This is a genomic window from Stenotrophomonas sp. YJH_SMC_65, from assembly GCF_059369475.1.
This window is the reverse complement of the sequence record NZ_JCAFSR010000004.1, coordinates 85,032-102,932: the sequence shown is the minus strand read 5'-3', so window position 1 is coordinate 102,932 and position 17,901 is coordinate 85,032. Positions and strand designations below refer to the sequence as shown.

Sequence of the window (17,901 nt, the reverse complement as noted above, 5' to 3'; positions counted from 1 at the left end):
GATCTGCCGTGACCGTTGCCAACCCCCTGCTCGACTTTTCCGGACTGCCGCGCTTTGACGCGATCCGCCCCGAGCACGTCGCGCCGGCGCTGGATGTGCTGCTGGCCGAGGCCGAAGCTGCCGTCAGCGCAGCCGAGCGGGTGCAGCCGGTGCGTTGGGACACCTTCGTCACCCCGCTGGATGACGCCACCGAGCGCCTGTGGCGTGCCTGGGGCCTGGTCGGCCACCTGCAGGGGGTGGTCAACACCCCGGAACTGCGTGAGGCCTACAACGGCAACCTGCCGCGGGTGACCCGTTTCGCCAGCGCGCTGGGCCAGAACCTGGCGCTGTATCGCCAGTACCAGGCACTGGCCGCCAGCCCGGAGGCGGCGCATTTCAATGAAGCCCAGCGCAAGGTGCTGGACAACACGCTGCGTGACTTCCGCCTGGGCGGTGCCGAGCTGGCACCTGAGGCGCAGCAGCGCTTTGCGGCGATCAAGGAGGAACTGTCGGCGCTGTCGGCGAAGTTCTCGCAGAACGTGCTCGACGCCACCGATGCATGGTCTCTGTACATCGAGGACGAAGCGCGACTGCTGGGCCTGCCGGAAGACGTGAAGGCTGCCGCGCGCGCTGCGGCAGAGAAGGACGGCAGGACCGGCTGGAAACTGACCCTGCAGATGCCGTGCTACCTGCCGGTGCAGACCTGGGCTGAAGACCGCGACCTGCGCGAGATCCTGTACCGTGCCAGCGCGCAGCGTGCATCGGAGTTCGGCGATGACGCGCTGGACAACAGTGGCAACATCGACCGTATCCTTGCCCTGCGCGCCGAACTGGCCGCGTTGCTCGGCTTCGATTCGTACGGCCATTACTCGGTGGCGACCAAGATGGCGCAGGATCCGGCCGAAGTGCTGGGTTTCCTGCGTGACCTTGCCGCGCGAGCCAAGCCGTTCGCGGCCAAGGACCGCGCCGAGCTGGAGCAGTTCGCACGCGAGCAGCTGGGCATCGATGACCTGCAGGCCTGGGACCTGGCGTTCGCCGCCGACCGCCTGAAGCAGGCGCGTTACAGCTATTCCGAGCAGGAAGTGAAGCAGTATTTCACCGAACCGAAGGTACTGGGCGGCCTGTTCTCGGTGATCGAGCAGCTGTATGGCCTGCATGTGCAGGAAGACAGCGCACCGGTGTGGCACGAAGACGTGCGCTTCTTCCGCCTGGTCGATGCGCAGGGCGCGCTGGTCGGCCAGTTCTACCTGGACCTGTACGCACGCGAGGGCAAGCGCGGCGGTGCGTGGATGGACGATTGCCGCAACCGTCGCGTGCGTGGCGACGGCAGCGTGCAGACGCCACTGGTCTACCTGGTGTGCAACTTTGGCCGGGGCGCCAACGGCAGGCCGGCGACCTTCAGCCACAATGAAGTGACCACGCTGTTCCATGAGATGGGCCACGGGCTGCACCAGCTGCTGACCTGCATCGGCGAACTGGGCGTGGCCGGCATCAACGGCGTGGAATGGGACGCGGTGGAGCTGCCCAGCCAGTTCATGGAGAACTTCTGCTGGGAATGGGACCACCTGCAGGGCATGACCGCGCACGTGGACAGTGGCGAGCCGCTGCCGCGCGCGCTGTACGAGCGCATGCTGGCGGCGCGCAATTTCCATAGCGGCATGGCCACGGTGCGCCAGCTGGAGTTCGGCCTGTTCGACATGCTGCTGCACAGCCAGTTCGAACCGGCGCAGGACAGCGTGCTGGCACTGCTGGACCGAGTGCGCGCGGAAGTGGCCGTGAACCACCCGCCGGTCTGGAACCGCTTCCCGCACCAGTTCAGCCACATCTTCGCCGGTGGTTACGCCGCGGGTTACTACAGCTACAAGTGGGCCGAAGTGCTCAGCGCCGATGCCTACGCCGCGTTCGAGGAAGCGCCGCAGGCACTGGCTGAAACCGGTGCACGCTTCCGCGATGAGATCCTGTCGCGTGGTGGCAGCCGCCCGGCGGCGGAGAACTTCAAGGCCTTCCGCGGCCGCGCGCCGCAGATCGACGCGCTGCTGCGGCACTCGGGCATGGCGTAAGCGAAAAAAAGGGGACGAAGGGGATTAAGTCGTTTGTGCACAAACGACTTAATCCCCTCCGTCCCCTTTTTCTATTCGGCGTAGATCATCTTCCGGGTCATGCCGCCGTCGACGATGAAGTCCTGGCCGGTGCTGAAGCCGGACAGCGACGACAGCAGGTACACCGCCAGCGCGCCGATGTCCTCGGGGCGGCCGACCCGGCCGACCGGGTGCTGTGCCTGGTCGATGGCCGAGTACTCCGGTGCGTGTCGCCGCGAGGGGGCCTGCCAGGCCGTGGTGCCGATCCAGCCCGGACTGATGCTGTTGACCCGCACCGTCGGGCCGGCACTGATCGCCAGCGCATGGGTGAACGCCACCAGCCCGCCTTTGGCCGCAGCATAGGCCTCGCTGTGCGCTTCGGATTGCCAGGCGCGGGTCGAGGCGATGTTGATGATTGCGCCGGCGGCGCTGGCCGTCAGCGCCGGTAGTGCGTGCTTGCTGCACAGGAAGGCGCCGTGCAGCGAGGACAGGCGGCGCTGCCACTCGTCCCAGTCCATGTCCTGCAGCTGCGTGCCATGCGGTCCGGCGATGCCCGCGTTGTTGACCAGCCCGTCGATACGGCTGAAACGCCGCAGGGCCACGGCGATGAAGTCGCGCACGCTGGCTTCGTCGGTGATGTCCAGGCGCTGGAATGCGGCCTCGCCACTACGCTGCCATTCCGCCAGGCACGCCTCGCCGGCCTCCACGTCCAGGTCGCCGATCAGCACGCGTCCGCCGGCACCGAGCACGGCCTGTGCGATGCCACGGCCGATGCCGTTGGCGCCGCCGGTGACCAGCACCACCTTGCCCGACAGCGGCGCGGCCGGCCATGCGGCAATCGGCGGCACCGTGCTCACGTCAGGTCTTCGCCACGCAGGCGGCGATGCCAGCCGTCCACGCCGATGCGGTCCAGGGTCTGGATGTTGCGCTCGACGATCACGTCCGGGTCCGGATAGACATCCACTGCGCGCGCCACGCTGTCTTCGCGCAGCAGGTGCAGGGTGGGGAAGGGCGCGCGATTGGTGTAGTTGCTGGCGTCGTCCGCTGCCACGCCGTCGAACTGGTAGTCCGGGTGGAAGCTGGCCACCTGCAGGATGCCCTGCAGGTCCAGTGCCTCGATCGCGGCGTCGGCGTTGTCGAGGAAATCGTTGTAGTCGAGGAAGTCCGTCAGCACCTGCGGATGCACGATCAGCGTGGTATCGATCTGCTCGGCCGGCGTATCGCGCAACAGCACCAGTTCCTCGGCCAGCTGCTCAACCAGCGCTTCCGGCGTGGTCGCATCACTGAGCACGATGCGGACCTGGTCCTTCACATACACCGCCTTGGCGAACGGGCACAGATTCAGGCCGATGACGATGCGCTCCAGCCACAGGCGGGTGGCAGCGATCGGGTCATCGGTGGGCAGGGGGGAATCGGTCATGGCGGGCACGTCGGCTGGCGGGGCCGCCATTGTAGGCGCGTCGTTGGCAACGCGCCGTCGTGCCTGCCGCTGGCAGCGCCGGGGCATGCCCGGCGGATGCCTCAGTCGCGGAAGTTGTTGAACTGCAGCGGCAGCTCGAACTTGCCGGCCTTGAGCACGGCGATGGCGTCCTGCAGGTCGTCGCGCTTCTTGCCCTGCACGCGCAGCTTGTCGCCGTTGATCTGGCTTTCCACCTTCAGCTTGGCATCCTTCAGCGCCGCCGCGATCTTCTTGGCGATCTTCTGCTCGATGCCCTGCTTGACGGTGATCTTCTGCCGGGCCTGGGCCAGGTTGGTCTCGATGTCGCCGAACTCCAGGCTGAGCACGTCGATGCCGCGTGCGGCCAGGCGAGCACGCAGGATGTCGTTCATCTGCTTGAGCTGGAATTCGGTCGGCGCGGTCTGGTTGATGACATCGCCGTCGCGCTCGAACTTTGCGTCCACGCCCTTGAAGTCGAAGCGGGTGGCCAGTTCGCGGTTGGCCTGGTCGATGGCGTTGGTCAGCTCGTGGGTGTCGACTTCGGACACGACGTCGAAGGAAGGCATGGGCGGTGCTCCGCAGGTTTCAGTGGCGATCATTCTATCGCGAGGGCCCGCATGCCCGTCCCCTGTAGAGCCGAGCCCACGCTCGGCGGCTTTGTGAAGAGCAGCCGAGCGTGGGCTCGGCTCTACAGAAAGCGACGACCGGGCGATAATGGGCCATGAACGTGCAACGCTCCCCTTCGCGTGCGGTGGCCTGGATGGTCGCTGCGGTCGCCTGTTTCTCGCTGATGGACGCTGGCATGAAGCAGCTGTCGGCCAGCTATCCGACCCTGGAGGTGACCTTCCTGCGCGGCGCGGCCTCGTTGCCGTTCGTGCTGGTCTGGGTGTTGGCCAGCGCCGGCCCGCGCTCGCTGGTGCCGCGTCGCTGGGGCCTGCACCTGCTGCGTGGCGCGCTGGGCATGGCGATGATCGGCTGCTTCGTGTTCGCCCTGCGCGACCTGCCGCTGTCCACCGCCTACACCATCTATTTCGTCGCCCCGTTGCTGATCGCCGCCTTGTCGGTACCGCTGCTGGGCGAGCGGGTCGGGCCACGGCGCTGGGTCGCCATCGGCATCGGCCTGGTCGGCGTGCTGGTGGTGCTGCGGCCGGGCGTGGACGGTTTCATCTCGGTGCCCGGCCTGATGGTGCTGGCTGCGGCCACCGCCTATGCCGTGGCGGCGATCACGGTCAGCCTGCTGACCCGCACCGATACCTCGCAGTCGATGGTGGTCTGGTTCCTGGTGATCATGGCCATCGGTGCCGGCCTGCTGTCCCTTCCCGGCTGGGTGCCGCTGCAGCTGGCGCATGCGCCGCTGATCGCCGGCATGGGCCTGGCCGGGGCGCTGGGCCAGATCGCCCTGACCAAGGCGTTCCAGCTGGGAGAGGCCTCGATGATCGCGCCCTTGGAATACAGTGGCCTGGTCTGGGTGATCGGTTGGGATCTGGCCTTCTGGGGCCAGCTGCCTGATGGCTATACCTGGGTGGGCGCCGCGATCATCGTGGCTTCGGGGCTGTACCTGCTGCATCGTGAGCGGGTGAACCGGCAGGAGCCGCCGAAGCCGCTGGATCATCCCTGAGCCGGTTGGGCCTGGGAATGGGGTCAGAGCCCCTGCGGGGATCCGACCCCGGGGTCGGATCCCCGCAGGGGCTCTGACCCCAGCCAACACGTCGGCGCGGGCGGCTTAGAACCAAAAGGAATAACATTCTGGCCCATGGCGCGGGCGCGCGACCGCCTGCGCTGGTAGGCTGCACGCCCCCTTCCGTCACCCAGCCGGTGAGCCACGCCCGTGATCGAGTTCCAGCGCCTGCACAAATCCTATGCCGTTGCCGGCCGCGAAGTCAGCGCGCTGCAACCGCTGGACCTGACCATCGAGGCCGGTGAGGTATTCGGCATCATCGGCCATTCCGGCGCCGGCAAGTCGACCCTGATCCGCATGATCAACCGCCTGGAAGAACCCAGCGGTGGCCGGCTGCTGATCGGTGGCGAGGATGTCACCGCACTGGACACGGACGGCCTGCGCACGCTGCGCCGGCGCATCGGCATGATCTTCCAGCACTTCAACCTGCTGTCGTCGCGCACGGTGGCTGGCAATGTCGCCTTCCCGCTGGAACTGGCCGGCACGCCGCAGGCGGAGATCGACGCGCGCGTGGCCGAGCTGCTGCAGACCGTGGGCCTGGAAGCGCATGCGCAGAAGTATCCGGCGCAGCTGTCCGGCGGCCAGAAGCAGCGTGTCGGCATCGCCCGTGCGCTGGCGACCCGCCCGCAGATCCTGCTGTGCGACGAGGCCACCAGCGCGCTGGATCCGCAGACCACCGCCTCGGTGCTGTCGCTGTTGTCGAAGATCAACCGCGAGCTGGGCCTGACCATCGTGCTGATCACCCACGAGATGGACGTGATCCGCCGTGTCTGCGACCGCGTGGCCGTGCTCGATGCTGGCCAGATGGTCGAGACCGGTCCGGTTACCCGGGTGTTCCTGCATCCGCAGCACCCGACCACGCGGCGGTTCGTCAGCGAATCGGAGCACGTGGACGAAGGGGCGTTGCACCGCGATTTCGACGTGGTGGGCGGGCGCATCGTGCGCCTGACCTTCCTCGGCGGCGACACCTACGAACCCCTGCTGGGCAGCGTCGCGCGCCAGACCGGGGTCGACTACAACATCCTGTCCGGCCGTATCGACCGGATCAAGGACACCCCCTATGGCCAGCTGGTGGTCGCCCTGGTGGGCGGTGACCAGTCCGCCGCGCAGGCTGCCTTCGTGGCTGCCGGCGTGCATGTCGAGGAGCTGCGTCGATGATCATCGCCACTGCCGGCGGTTTCTTCCGTCACCTGGATGCGGGCAAGTGGGCCGACATCGGCCAGGCCACCTTCGACACCCTTCTGATGCTGCTCGGTTCGCTGCCGCTGACCCTGGCCATCGGCCTGCCGCTGGGCGTGCTGCTGTACCTGTTCGGGGCGCCGCAGATGAAGCGCCGGCCGTTTGCCTATGGCGTGCTGGCTCTGGTGGTGAACCTGCTGCGCTCGGTGCCTTTCATCATCCTGATGATCGTGCTGATCCCGGTCACGCTGTTCCTGATGGGTACCTCGCTGGGCGTGCGCGGCGCGATCGTGCCGCTGGTGATCGGCGCGGCGCCGTTCTACGCGCGCCTTGTCGAGACCGCGCTGCGCGAAGTGGATCGTGGCGTGATCGAGGCGACCCAGGCGATGGGCGCCACCACCTGGCAGCTGGTCACCCGGGTGCTGCTGCCGGAAGCACGACCGGGGCTGATCGCCGGGGCGACGGTCACCACCGTGGCCCTGATCGGCTTCACCGCGATGGGCGGTGCGATCGGTTCCGGTGGCCTCGGCGACCTGGCGTTCCGCGATGGTTACCAGCGTTCGCACACCGACGTGGCGCTGGTCACCGTGGTCCTGTTGCTGGTCCTGGTGCAGCTGCTGCAGATGCTCGGCGACCGCCTGGTCGCGCATTACAGCCGCAGATAACAGAGTGCCGGGCGGCGCCCGGCATCGTTCGCGTAGTGCCGGCCGCTGGCTGGCAGCTTGCAGCCTGCAGAGTGTCGACAGGGTGCCTGTAATGGCGCCAGGCTCTGGAAGCTGCCACGTCGATCGATATCGCCAGACTGGGACTGGCAGCACGTCGCGTTCCTTGGTGTGTTCCGTAAGGCGTAATACGTTTGGCGGAATGATCCGTTCATTCCGCTGCAAGCAGACCCGGCCCTGTTTGAAGGAACCTGCCCTCGCGCTTGGCGCCCGATACGACGCGCTGCTGAACGTAAACTCCAGCTGCTCGATTCGGCACAGACGCTGGCCTTCCTGCGCAGCCCGCCCGGGAATCGTCTTGAGGCGCTGTCAGGTGATCGGAGAGGACAATACAGCCTCCGTGTCAACGATCAGTGGCGGCTCTGTTTCACCTGGACCGACGGCGGCGCCGATGCCGTGGAAATTGTTGACTATCACTGAGGTGCCCGCCATGAAGCGTCCCCACAACGGCATGCGCGCCATCCATCCTGGCGAGATCCTGCGCGAAGAGTTTCTGCTGCCCCTGTCGCTGAGCGTGAATGCGCTGGCGAAGGCGCTGGATGTTCCCGCAACGCGGCTGCACGCCATCGTCCACGGTCAGCGCAGCATCTCGGCGGACACGGCAGCGCGGTTGGCACGGCATTTCGGCGGGGATGCCGCTTCCTGGCTTGCGATGCAGGCGGCCTACGATCTCAAGACATTGCCAACACGCAGCGAGATCGAACGCCGCGTGCAGCCTCGGGCGGCATGAACCCTGGACGCGCGGCCCCGGATCCGTGCCCACGATCCGGTCAACGCGCGTTCGGTACTTCGTAGCCCAGCTTCCCGACCTGTTCCGGATGCTGAGGCACGCGCTTGAGCTTGTCGGTGTTCACGCCGTACTCGTCGCGCAGGCGCTCGGCCAGCTCCTTGTACAGGGCTTTGTCCATGTCCGGCTTGCGCGCGAAGATCCAGGCCATTTCGCGGCCCGGATAACCGATCAGTGCCCATGAATAGTCCGGGGCCACTTCCAGTACCCGCGAATGGGTCGGCACCACGCGATAGAACCAGGTTCGCCAGCCATGGTTGCCGCTGTCCGGATCGACGCTGGCACGTGCGCGAATTTCCTGCAGTGGTTCGCCGAAACCGTCACGGTAGCGGTAGGTGATGGCGACCTTGTGCTCGTCGCGCAGCTCGTACTCGTTGACGCTGGCGACATGCCCGCGTTCGATGAAGTTCGGCACGCGGCCGATCACATACCAGGTGCCCATGAAGCGCTTCAGGTCGATCGGCGCCCCCGGGTCGGCCGCGTCGGTGGCGCTGGCGCGGGGCGACGGCGGCTCACTGGCGGCCATGGCAGGACCTGCCAGGGACAGAGCCAGCAGCACGGCGCAGAACGGGCGGATCGAAGTCATGCGGGAGCGGGCTCCAGTGGGCTTGCACGCGCATGGTCGACTGTGTGCACGCGATCCGTCAATGGTGTCGCATCCTGTGAGAAGGGGCTTGCCCAAGCTGTGTTGCATTGTCTACCGGAGAAGCCCCCATGAACGCTCGTTCCGTCCGTCGCCCTGCAACTGAACGCGTCATCGAACGCGCCGACCCGCGCCTGCTGCGCGGCGTGCGGCAGCTGGCCCTGGCTGGGCTGGCGCTGATACTGGTCTGGCCGGCGGCGCGTGGCAGCAGCGCATGGCTGGGCTGGCTGCCGATGTGGCTGGTGGGCATGCCGCTCGCCGCCTGGTGGGCGCTGCTGCGCTTTCCGCTGCCGCACCCGTCATGGCGATGGCGGGCGCGGCGTACCGGTGGACAGGCGCGCCGTCGGCCGGCTTCCGCCGCACGCGGCCGGCGCGGTCCGGCGGCCACGGCCTGACCTTCGACACGGGGGAGGCCGCGACATTCCGTGCTAGCGTTCCCCGGCTTATGACTGCCTGGAGCTGCAATGTCACGACTCGCTTCCGCCTGCCTGCTGGCCGGCATGATGACCGCTGCCTCGGTGGGGACCGCCGTGGCCGCTGAAGACACCGATCGCTACGCCTGGCTGGAGGACGTCACCGGCGACAAGCCACTGTCCTGGGTCAAGGAACAGAATGCCAGGTCCGAGGCGCGCCTGGCGCAGACCCCGGCCTTCAAGCAGATGGAGACCAGCATCCGCGAGGTGCTCGACTCCGACGCCAAGATTCCCGGCGTGCAGAAGATCGGTGACTACTACTACAACTTCTGGAAGGACCAGCAGCACGAGCGCGGCCTGTGGCGCCGCACCACCCTGGCCGAGTACCGCAAGGCCTCGCCGCAGTGGGAGACCGTGCTCGACCTGGATGCACTGAACAAGGCCGAGGGCGAGAACTGGGTCTGGCACGGCGCCGACTGCCTGCGCCCGGATTACAGCCGCTGCCTGATCGCGCTGTCGCGCGGCGGCGCCGACGCCGACGTCACCCGTGAGTTCGACCTGGCCAACAAGACCTGGATCAAGGACGGCTTCTTCCGTCCGGAGTCGAAGGGCGGCCTCAACTGGGTCGATCGCGACACCGTGTTCGTCTACACCGACTTCGGTGCCGGCTCGATGACCACCTCCGGCTACCCGCGCGTGGCCAAGCTGTGGAAGCGCGGCACGCCGATGGCCTCGGCCACCGTGGTGTACGAAGGCAAGCCGGAGGACATGTACATCGCGGCGATGCACGATGACACCCCGGGCTTCGAACGCAACCTGGTCAGCCGCACCCTGGCGTTCTACAACAACGAGCTCTACCTGCGTGGCGACGACGGCACGCTGACCAAGATCGACGCGCCGAACTCGGCCGAGAAGGGGTTGCACAAGCAGTGGCTGACCCTGGAACTGCGCGATCCGTGGACCGTGGGCGGCAAGACCTACGCGTCCGGTTCGCTGCTGGCGACGAAGCTGGACGACTTCCTGGCCGGCAAGCGCGACTTCGACGTGCTGTTCACCCCGACCGCGACCACCTCGCTGGCCAGTGCCAGCTGGACCAAGAGCCACCTGGTGCTGAACGTGCTGGACGACGTCAAGAACCGCCTGTCGGTGCTGACCCCGGGCGCCGACGGCTGGCAGGCCAGCCGCTTCGTCGGCGCCCCGGCCTTCGGCACGCTGGGCGTGGCTGCGGTGGACAGCAATGACAGCGACGCGGTGTGGCTGACCGCCACCGATTACCTGACGCCGACCACGCTGGCCCTGGCCGAGATCGGCCAGGCACCGGAAACGCTGAAGACCATGCCGGCCTTCTTCGATGCCAAGGGCAAGGTGATCGAGCAGCACTTCGCCACCAGCAAGGACGGCACCCGCGTGCCGTATTTCGTGGTGCACGACAGGGCGATGAAGCTCGATGGCTCCAACCCGACCCTGCTGTATGGCTACGGTGGTTTCGAGATCTCGCTGACCCCGAGCTATTCCGGTGGCATGGGCCGCGCCTGGCTGGAGAAGGGCGGCGTGTACGTGGTCGCCAACATCCGCGGCGGCGGCGAGTACGGCCCGCGCTGGCACCAGGCGGCGCTGAAGCAGAACCGTCACAAGGCCTATGAAGACATGGCCGCGGTGGCGCGGGACCTGGTCAAGCGCAAGATCACCAGCGCCAAGCACCTGGGCGTGCAGGGCGGCAGCAACGGTGGCCTGCTGACCGGCAACATGCTGACCCAGTACCCGGAGCTGTTCGGTGCGGTGGTGGTGCAGGTGCCGCTGCTGGACATGAAGCGCTACAGCCACCTGTTGGCCGGCGCCTCGTGGATGGCCGAGTACGGCAACCCGGACACCAGCGACTGGGAATTCATCAAGACCTTCTCGCCGTATCACCTGTTCAACGCGAAGAAGAACTACCCGCCGGTGCTGTTCACGACCTCCACCCGCGATGACCGCGTGCACCCGGGCCACGCCCGCAAGATGGCGGCGAAGATGATCGACGCCGGCAAGGACGTGACCTACTACGAGAACATCGAAGGGGGCCACGGCGGCGCAGCCAACAACGCACAGGCCGCGCATATGTCCGCGCTGGCCTACAGCTTCCTGTGGGAGCGGTTGGGCGGCAAGTAAGCAGAACGGAAAACGCCGCCCCAGGGCGGCGTTTTTCTTTACCGGCACTGCCGTCAACGTGATCCCTGCCAACGCTTCAACCCGCGCGCGATCCGCGCCACCGCCTCCTGCAACCGCGGTACCTGCTGGGTATACGCCAGCCGCACATGCTGGTTGGCGCGATGGAAGCCGAAATCCAGGCCCGGGGTGAACGCCACGTGCTCGGTTTCCAGGAAGTGCGCGCAGAACGCCTGCGCGTCGTCGGTGAACGCGCTGACATCGGCGTACAGGTAGAACGCGCCCTGCGGTTCGACTTCAATGCGGAAGCCGAGCTCACGCAACGCGGGCAGCAGGAAGTCGCGGCGTTGGCGGAACGCTTCCCGGCGCTGTTCGAAGATCGCCATCGATTCCTCGCTGAAGCAGGCGAGCGCGGCGTGCTGGGCGATGCTGGAGGCGCTGATGTACAGGTTCTGCGCCAGCTTTTCCAGGTCCGGTACCGCTGCAGGCGGTGCCACCAGCCAGCCCAGCCGCCAGCCGGTCATGCCGAAGTACTTGGAAAAGCTGTTCAGCACGAACGCGCTGTTGTCCACCTGCAGCACGCTGGGCGCATCCAGGCCGTAGGTCAGGCCGTGGTAGATCTCGTCCACCACCAAGTGGCCGCCCCGCGCGTGCAGGGCCTGCGACAGTGCCGCCAGTTCGTCGGCGGACAGCACGGTGCCGGTCGGATTGGCCGGTGAGGCGACCAGCGCGCCGACGCTGTCGTCATTCCAGTGCTGTTCCACCAGCAAAGGGGTCAGCTGGTAGGCGGTGTCCGGGCCGACCGGCACCAGCTGCGCGCCGCCCTCGACGAGGCGCAGGAAGTGGCGGTTGCAGGGGTAGCCGGGGTCGGCCAGCAGCCAGTGGCGGCCGGGATCGACCAGCAGGCTGCTGGCCAGCAGCAGCGCACCGGACCCACCTGGGGTGACCAGGATGCGTTCGGGATCGACATCCAGCCCATAGTGGCTGCGGTAGAAACCGCTGATCGCCTGGCGCAGCGCCGGCAGGCCGCGCGCGGCGGTGTAGCGGGTGTGGCCGGCGGCCAGTGCGGCCTGGCCGGCACGCACGACGGGTTCGGCGGTAGTGAAGTCCGGTTCGCCGATTTCCAGGTGGATCACATCGTGGCCTGCCTGTTCCAGCGCCTGCGCGCGGGCCAGCAGGGACATCACGTGGAACGGAGCGATTTCATGGCTGCGCCGGCTGTAGCCCGGCGTGTGGGGCGGGGTGCTCATGTGCCCATGGTACGCCGGCCGGCGCAACCCATGACGTTCCGCAGGGTTGCCGCATTGCCGAGATTGGGGTCAGATCCCTTTTCGGGAAAAGGGATCTGACCCCGTCGAAGACCATTGCATTGATGCGCCAGGAGCCTTATCTCATGAAGTCCACCCTCTGCCTGTTGCTCGCCAGCCTGATGACCACGACTGCTACCGCCGCCACGCCGCCCGTTCCGCCGGATGCCGCCAAGCATCCGCATGTGGTCAAGGCGCCGTTCGGCGCGACCCGCAACGATGACTATTACTGGCTGCGCGACGACAAGCGCGAGAACAAGGACATGCTGGCCTACCTGCAGGCCGAGAATGCCTACGCCGACCAGCTGCTGGCACCGCTGAAGCCCCTGGAAGACACCCTGTACAAGGAGATCGTCGGCCGCATCAAGCAGGATGATTCCAGCGTGCCGGCGCGCGAGCGCGGCTACTGGTACTACAGCCGCTTCGAGACCGGCCAGGATTACCCCATCCACGCGCGCCGCAAGGGCAGCATGGAGGCGGCCGAGGAAATCCTGCTGGACGTCAACGCAATGGCCGCCGGCAAGGGCTACTTCAGCGTCGGCTCGATGGAAGTCAGCCAGGACAACCAGCTGCTGGCCTGGGCCGACGATGACGTCGGCCGCCGCCAGTACACGATCCGCTTCAAGGACCTGGCCACCGGCACGGTGCTGCCCGATGTGATCACCGGCAGCTCCGGCGACCTGGTCTGGGCCGACGACAACCGCACCGTGCTGTATGTCGAGAACGATCCGGAAACGCTGCTGACCGTGCGCGTGAAGAAGCACGTGCTGGGCACCCCGGCCAGCGCCGACACCGTCGTCTACGAAGAGAAGGACGACAGCTTCTACATGGGCATCGGCCGCACCCGCGACGATCGCTTCATCACCATCGGCGTGCACAGCACCGTGTCCTCGGAAGAGCGCTACGCGCCGGCCAGCGACCCGACCACCTTCACCGTGCTGGCGCCGCGCCAGCGCGATGTCGAGTACGACGCCGACCACCATGACGGCCGCTGGGTGATCCGCACCAACGACGGTGCGAAGAACTTCAAGCTGGTCACCGCGCCGACCGATGCCACCTCGCGCGCGCAATGGAAGGATTGGATCGCGCACGACGATGCGGTGTTCATCGAAGGCTTCGAACTGTTCGACACGTACACCGCCATCGCCGAACGGTCCGAGGGCCTGGAGCGCATCCGCCTGCTGTTCAAGGACGGGCGCAGCGACTACGTGAAGGCCGACGAGCCGGCCTATTCGATGGGCCTGGGCGACAACACCGAGGCCGATACGCCGTGGCTGCGCTACGTCTACACCTCGATGACCACCCCGACCACCGTGTTCGAGCTGAACACCGCCACCGGCGAGCGTCGCCAGCTGAAGGTGCAGCCGGTGATCGGCTATGACGCCTCGAAGTACGAGACCGACCGCGTCTGGATCACCGCGCGCGATGGCGTGAAGGTGCCGGTGTCGCTGGTCTACCGCAAGGGCTACCAGAAGGACGGCAAGGGCGCGCTGTTCCAGTACGCCTACGGCAGCTACGGCATGTCGATGGATCCGTACTTCAACCAGACCGCGGTCAGCCTGCTTGATCGTGGCGTGGTGTATGCCATCGCCCACATCCGTGGCGGCCAGGAGATGGGGCGCGACTGGTACGAGAACGGCAAGCTGCTGCACAAGCAGAACACCTTCAACGACTTCATCGACGTCACCCGTGGCCTGGTAGCACAGGGCTGGGCGGCGAAGGATCGCGTGGCCGCGTCCGGTGGCAGCGCCGGCGGCCTGCTGATGGGCGCGGTGGCCAACCAGGCGCCGCAGGATTACCGGGTGATGGTGGCGCAGGTGCCGTTCGTCGACGTGGTCACCACCATGCTCGACCCGACCATTCCGTTGACCACCAACGAATACGACGAGTGGGGCAACCCGGAGCAGAAGCCGTATTACGACTACATGCTGTCCTACTCGCCCTATGACAACGTGAAGCAGCAGGCGTACCCGGCGCTGTACGTGGGTACCGGCCTGTGGGATTCGCAGGTGCAGTACTGGGAGCCCGCCAAATGGGTGGCCAAGCTGCGTGATGACAACACCGGCCACTACCCGATCCTGTTCCGCACCAACATGGAAGCTGGCCACGGCGGCAAGTCGGGGCGCTTCCAGCGCTACCGCGAACTGTCCGAGTCGTACGCGTTCGTGCTGCAGCAGCTGGGCATCGCCCAGCCGTAACGGCGAAGGGGCGCCGGGCGCTGCCTGGCACCCCGAACCGGTATCCTTGCGGCCATGAGCCAGCCCGAGCCATCTGCACCCCGCGATAGCGCCACGCCGCCGCGCGTGGTGCGTTTCCGCTGGGCATGGTGGCTGCTGGCGTACGTCAGCCTGGGCACCGGCATCGTCGGCATCTTCGTTCCGGGGCTGCCGACCACCGTATTCATCCTGATCTCGGCCTGGGCCGCCTCGCGCGGTTCGGAGCGCCTGCATACCTGGCTGCTGCAGCATCCGCGTTTCGGCCCGGCCATCGCCAACTGGCAGGCACACGGGGCGGTCAGCCGCTACGGCAAGTGGATGGCCACGATCACCATGGCGGTATGCGCCGGCATCATGCTGTGGTGCGTGCCGATCGCCTGGGTGAAGTGGTTCTCGATCGGCAGCATGACCGTGGTCGCAATCTGGCTGTGGACGCGGCCGCTGCCACCACCGCCCGCGGATTGAGCGCCGGCGGTAGTGCCGGCCGCTGGCCGGCAACCCGATTCCCTGCACCAACCGCTCAGCCGCCAATGGCTATACTCGGGGCATGAAGATCCCCCATCGAAACGCCATCCTGATTCCGCTGGCAGCGGCCTCGCTGCTGCTCCTCGCCGCCTGCGGCAACAAGGGCCCGCTGGTACTGCCGCAGAAGCCGGTGCCGGTGGAAGAAACTGTCGAACCCGCTGCCGAGCCCGCCACCGAGGCGACTGCGCCGCAGACCCAGGGCAGCGGCACCCCGGCCACGACCGTGGAGCCGGCCGCACCGGCCACCCAGCCGGCGCCCACGCCCGCGAAGAAGGCGGGCAGCGGGAATGAGTAAGGCCGGTTCCAGGGCCCTGCGTTTCAGCAAGATGCATGGCGCGGGCAATGATTTCGTAGTGATCGACCTGCGTGACGGCACCGCGCCGCCCACGCCCGAGCTGGCCGCGCGCCTGGCCGACCGCCACACCGGCGTTGGCTGCGACCAGATCCTGACCATCGAGGCACCGCGTGCGGACGGTTCGGTGGCCTCGTACCGCATCTGGAATGCCGACGGCTCCAATTCCGAGCAGTGCGGCAACGGCGCGCGCTGCATCGCCGCCTGGCTGGTGCGCGAGGGCAGTGCGCAGGGCGGTGCATTCGTCATCGACAGCCCGCTGGCCAGCCATGAAGTGAAGGTGCTGGGCGAAGGGCAGTTTGCGGTGACGATGGGCGTGCCCGCCTTCGAGCCGGCCAACGTGCCGCTGATGGGCTTTGCGCACGCGCGCGAGGAATACCTGCTGCCGCTGCAGGGCGAGAGCGTACGCTTCGCCGCGGTGTCGATGGGCAACCCGCATGCGGTGATCGAAGTGGGCCTGGTCGATGCTGCACCGGTCGAGCGCGTCGGTGCGCTGCTGCAGCAGCATGCGTCGTTCCCGCGCTCGGTGAACGTGGGCTTCGCCCAGGTGATGGGCCCGGCCCACGCCCGCCTGCGCGTGTTCGAGCGCGGTGTCGGCGAGACCCTGGCCTGCGGCAGTGGTGCCTGTGCCGCCGCGGTGACCCTGATGCAGCGCGGTCGCCTGCAGCGCGATGCACGCATCAGCCTGCCCGGTGGCGACCTGCGCATCCAGTGGCCGGGCGATGGCCAGCCGGTGGTGATGGCGGGCCCGACCGCATTCGTCTTCGAAGGGGAGTGGATCGCATGACCGAAACCGTCGACAAGCTCGGGGCCCATGAAGTCGCTGCCTGGTTGCGGCGTCATCCCGGCTTCCTCAAGCAGTTCCCGGACCTGGCCCTGACCCTGGTGGTGCCGCGTGACGACGGCCCGACCGCGTCGCTGGCCAGCTACCAGCTGGAAGTGCTGCGCGAGAAGAACCGCGAGCTGGCACGACGGTTGGCCGATCTGGGCGCGACCGCCCAGGTCAATGAGCGCCTGGCGGTGCGCACGCACCAGCTGACCCTGGCGCTGATGAAGCAGGACAACGCGGCTGACACCCTGCGCGCGATGGCCGCCTCGCTGCAGGAAGACTTCGCCGGCGACCTTGTGCGGCTGGTGGTGCACACGCCAGTGGCCGGGCTGGAACAGGCCGACTGGCTGCAGGTGATTGCCGCGGATGATCCGCAGCTGGGCCCGTTCCGCGATTGCCTGAACGATGGCGAGCCGATCTGCGGCCGCCTGCAGCCGGAAAAGAATGCCGTGCTGTACGGCGTGCGCAGCGAGGAAGTGCAGACCACCGCGCTGCTGCCGCTACCGGGCGTGGGCCTGATCGCGGTCGGCAGCCACGACCCGAACCGCTTCTACCCGGGCATGGGGACGTTGTTCCTGCGCATGATGGGCGACGCGCTGGTCACTGGCCTGAAGCGCTTCCCGGGCTGAGCAGGTTGCGACGACGATGAGCGCGGTACAGGCCTTCCTGCAGCACCTGCAGGTGGAGCGGCGGATGTCGGCGCATACGCTCGACGCCTACCGCCGCGACCTGGACGCGCTGTCGGCCTGGGCCGAGCCGCGTGGCGTGGCGGTGGAGGCACTGGATGCCGAGGCCGTGCGCCAGTTCGTTGCCGACGAGCACCGGCGTGGCCTGTCGGCCAAGAGCCTGCAGCGCCGTCTGTCGGCCTGCCGAAGCTTCTATGCCTGGCTGCTCAAGCACGGGCGTATCGAGGTCAGCCCGGCAGCGACGCTGAAGGCACCGCGCGCACCGCGCCGGTTGCCACAGGTCCTCGACGCCGATGAGGCGGTGCAGCTGGTCGAGCTGGAGCCGGAGGGTGAGCTCGGCCGCCGTGACCGCGCGTTGCTGGAACTGTTCTATTCCTCTGGCCTGCGCCTGAGCGAAGTCTGCGCGCTGACCTGGCGCGATCTGGATTTCGACAGCGGGTTGGTGAACGTGCTGGGCAAGGGCAGCCGCCAGCGCCGGGTGCCGTTCGGCCGGCCCGCGCGCGAAGCCCTGCAGGCGTGGCGCACGGAAAGTGGGGGCGGCCCGGCCTCGCCGGTGTTCCCCGGCCGCAACGGGCCGATCAGCCAGCGCGCGGTGCAGATCCGCATCCGCCAGCTGGCGCAGCGCCAGGGCCTGTTCAAGCACGTGCATCCGCACATGCTGCGGCACAGTTTCGCCAGCCACATCCTGGAATCGTCCGGCGACCTGCGCGGTGTGCAGGAGCTGCTGGGCCACGCCGACATCGCCACCACGCAGATCTATACCCACCTCGATTTCCAGCACCTGGCCAAGGTCTACGACGCCGCGCATCCGCGCGCGAAGCGCCGACGCAGCAACGAGGGCAGCGGGGAAAGCTGAACGTTGCCCCTGCGGCAGCCGGTCGCGGGTGGCTTGAAGGGCGCAGCGCAGTCCCCACCTCTGGTTCT

18 protein-coding genes and 1 pseudogene are annotated in these 17,901 nt (G+C 67.5%); 14 read left to right on the top strand and 5 right to left on the bottom strand.

The genetic code is table 11. The annotated features are described in order from the left end of the window. The first annotated feature begins 8 nt into the window (after positions 1 to 8). Complete coding sequence (locus AC5P7A_RS08555; protein ID WP_111206408.1) at positions 9 to 2,039, top strand: M3 family metallopeptidase; 2,031 nt, start codon at positions 9 to 11, stop codon at positions 2,037 to 2,039. Positions 2,040 to 2,110: 71 nt separating this feature from the next. On the opposite strand, the gene AC5P7A_RS08550 is transcribed toward AC5P7A_RS08555, so the two are convergent. From AC5P7A_RS08550 to AC5P7A_RS08540, 3 genes are all read right to left on the bottom strand, one after another. Next, positions 2,111 to 2,914, bottom strand: a complete 804-nt coding sequence (locus tag AC5P7A_RS08550; protein WP_032961223.1) for an SDR family oxidoreductase — start codon at positions 2,912 to 2,914, stop codon at positions 2,111 to 2,113. After that, complete coding sequence (locus AC5P7A_RS08545; protein WP_049406028.1) at positions 2,911 to 3,477, bottom strand: DUF1415 domain-containing protein; 567 nt, start codon at positions 3,475 to 3,477, stop codon at positions 2,911 to 2,913. The genes AC5P7A_RS08550 and AC5P7A_RS08545 overlap by 4 nt, the downstream gene beginning before the upstream one ends. A 101-nt stretch (positions 3,478 to 3,578) precedes the next feature. Further along, positions 3,579 to 4,061 (bottom strand): YajQ family cyclic di-GMP-binding protein, encoded by a 483-nt coding sequence (locus AC5P7A_RS08540; protein ID WP_006471121.1) that lies wholly within the window; start codon positions 4,059 to 4,061, stop codon positions 3,579 to 3,581. 155 nt (positions 4,062 to 4,216) lie between these two features. Between AC5P7A_RS08540 and AC5P7A_RS08535 the strand changes: the two genes are divergently transcribed. The 5 genes and pseudogenes from AC5P7A_RS08535 (at position 4,217) to AC5P7A_RS08515 (ending at position 7,804) form a co-directional block, all read left to right on the top strand. After that, on the top strand, positions 4,217 to 5,113 hold the full coding sequence (locus tag AC5P7A_RS08535) for a DMT family transporter (RefSeq protein ID WP_049444938.1): 897 nt from the start codon (positions 4,217 to 4,219) through the stop codon (positions 5,111 to 5,113). 210 nt (positions 5,114 to 5,323) lie between these two features. Then, a complete protein-coding gene (locus tag AC5P7A_RS08530) occupies positions 5,324 to 6,331 on the top strand; it encodes a methionine ABC transporter ATP-binding protein (RefSeq protein ID WP_495220040.1) in 1,008 nt (335 codons plus the stop codon). Continuing rightward, positions 6,328 to 7,017 (top strand): methionine ABC transporter permease, encoded by a 690-nt coding sequence (locus tag AC5P7A_RS08525; protein ID WP_197575531.1) that lies wholly within the window; start codon positions 6,328 to 6,330, stop codon positions 7,015 to 7,017. Before AC5P7A_RS08530 ends, AC5P7A_RS08525 begins: the two co-directional genes overlap by 4 nt. A 199-nt stretch (positions 7,018 to 7,216) precedes the next feature. Then, positions 7,217 to 7,494 (top strand): annotated as a pseudogene (locus AC5P7A_RS08520) (type II toxin-antitoxin system RelE/ParE family toxin). Positions 7,495 to 7,504: 10 nt separating this feature from the next. Then, the gene (locus AC5P7A_RS08515; RefSeq protein ID WP_049439995.1) at positions 7,505 to 7,804 is read left to right on the top strand and encodes a HigA family addiction module antitoxin; all 300 of its coding nucleotides are present in this window, start codon (positions 7,505 to 7,507) and stop codon (positions 7,802 to 7,804) included. 40 nt (positions 7,805 to 7,844) lie between these two features. Here AC5P7A_RS08515 and AC5P7A_RS08510 read toward each other — a convergent pair whose 3' ends face one another. Further along, positions 7,845 to 8,447: a lipocalin family protein gene (locus AC5P7A_RS08510; RefSeq protein ID WP_014648471.1), complete on the bottom strand. Its 603-nt coding sequence runs from the start codon at positions 8,445 to 8,447 to the stop codon at positions 7,845 to 7,847. A gap of 128 nt (positions 8,448 to 8,575) precedes the next feature. Between AC5P7A_RS08510 and AC5P7A_RS08505 the strand changes: the two genes are divergently transcribed. Further along, the gene (locus tag AC5P7A_RS08505) at positions 8,576 to 8,899 is read left to right on the top strand and encodes a hypothetical protein (protein WP_032961212.1); all 324 of its coding nucleotides are present in this window, start codon (positions 8,576 to 8,578) and stop codon (positions 8,897 to 8,899) included. A 69-nt stretch (positions 8,900 to 8,968) separates the two neighbouring features. Further along, positions 8,969 to 11,065 (top strand): prolyl oligopeptidase family serine peptidase, encoded by a 2,097-nt coding sequence (locus tag AC5P7A_RS08500; RefSeq protein WP_495220039.1) that lies wholly within the window; start codon positions 8,969 to 8,971, stop codon positions 11,063 to 11,065. A gap of 53 nt (positions 11,066 to 11,118) precedes the next feature. On the opposite strand, the gene AC5P7A_RS08495 is transcribed toward AC5P7A_RS08500, so the two are convergent. Then, positions 11,119 to 12,312 (bottom strand): pyridoxal phosphate-dependent aminotransferase, encoded by a 1,194-nt coding sequence (locus tag AC5P7A_RS08495; RefSeq protein ID WP_495220038.1) that lies wholly within the window; start codon positions 12,310 to 12,312, stop codon positions 11,119 to 11,121. Positions 12,313 to 12,455: 143 nt separating this feature from the next. Here AC5P7A_RS08495 and AC5P7A_RS08490 point away from each other — a divergent pair, with 143 nt between their 5' ends. The 6 genes from AC5P7A_RS08490 (at position 12,456) to xerC (ending at position 17,833) form a co-directional block, all read left to right on the top strand. Then, entirely contained in the window at positions 12,456 to 14,567 is a 2,112-nt protein-coding gene (locus tag AC5P7A_RS08490) for a S9 family peptidase (RefSeq protein WP_049406041.1), read from the top strand. Between the two features lie 54 nt (positions 14,568 to 14,621). After that, positions 14,622 to 15,050: a YbaN family protein gene (locus tag AC5P7A_RS08485; protein ID WP_014648466.1), complete on the top strand. Its 429-nt coding sequence runs from the start codon at positions 14,622 to 14,624 to the stop codon at positions 15,048 to 15,050. An 82-nt stretch (positions 15,051 to 15,132) separates the two neighbouring features. Beyond that, a complete protein-coding gene (gene lptM, locus AC5P7A_RS08480) occupies positions 15,133 to 15,405 on the top strand; it encodes an LPS translocon maturation chaperone LptM (protein WP_014648465.1) in 273 nt (90 codons plus the stop codon). Further along, positions 15,398 to 16,249 (top strand): diaminopimelate epimerase, encoded by an 852-nt coding sequence (gene dapF / locus AC5P7A_RS08475; protein WP_495220037.1) that lies wholly within the window; start codon positions 15,398 to 15,400, stop codon positions 16,247 to 16,249. Before lptM ends, dapF begins: the two co-directional genes overlap by 8 nt. Continuing rightward, a complete protein-coding gene (locus AC5P7A_RS08470; protein ID WP_014648463.1) occupies positions 16,246 to 16,920 on the top strand; it encodes a DUF484 family protein in 675 nt (224 codons plus the stop codon). The genes dapF and AC5P7A_RS08470 overlap by 4 nt, the downstream gene beginning before the upstream one ends. A gap of 16 nt (positions 16,921 to 16,936) precedes the next feature. Next, entirely contained in the window at positions 16,937 to 17,833 is an 897-nt protein-coding gene (xerC, locus tag AC5P7A_RS08465; RefSeq protein WP_495220036.1) for a tyrosine recombinase XerC, read from the top strand. The last annotated feature ends 68 nt before the right edge of the window (positions 17,834 to 17,901 follow it).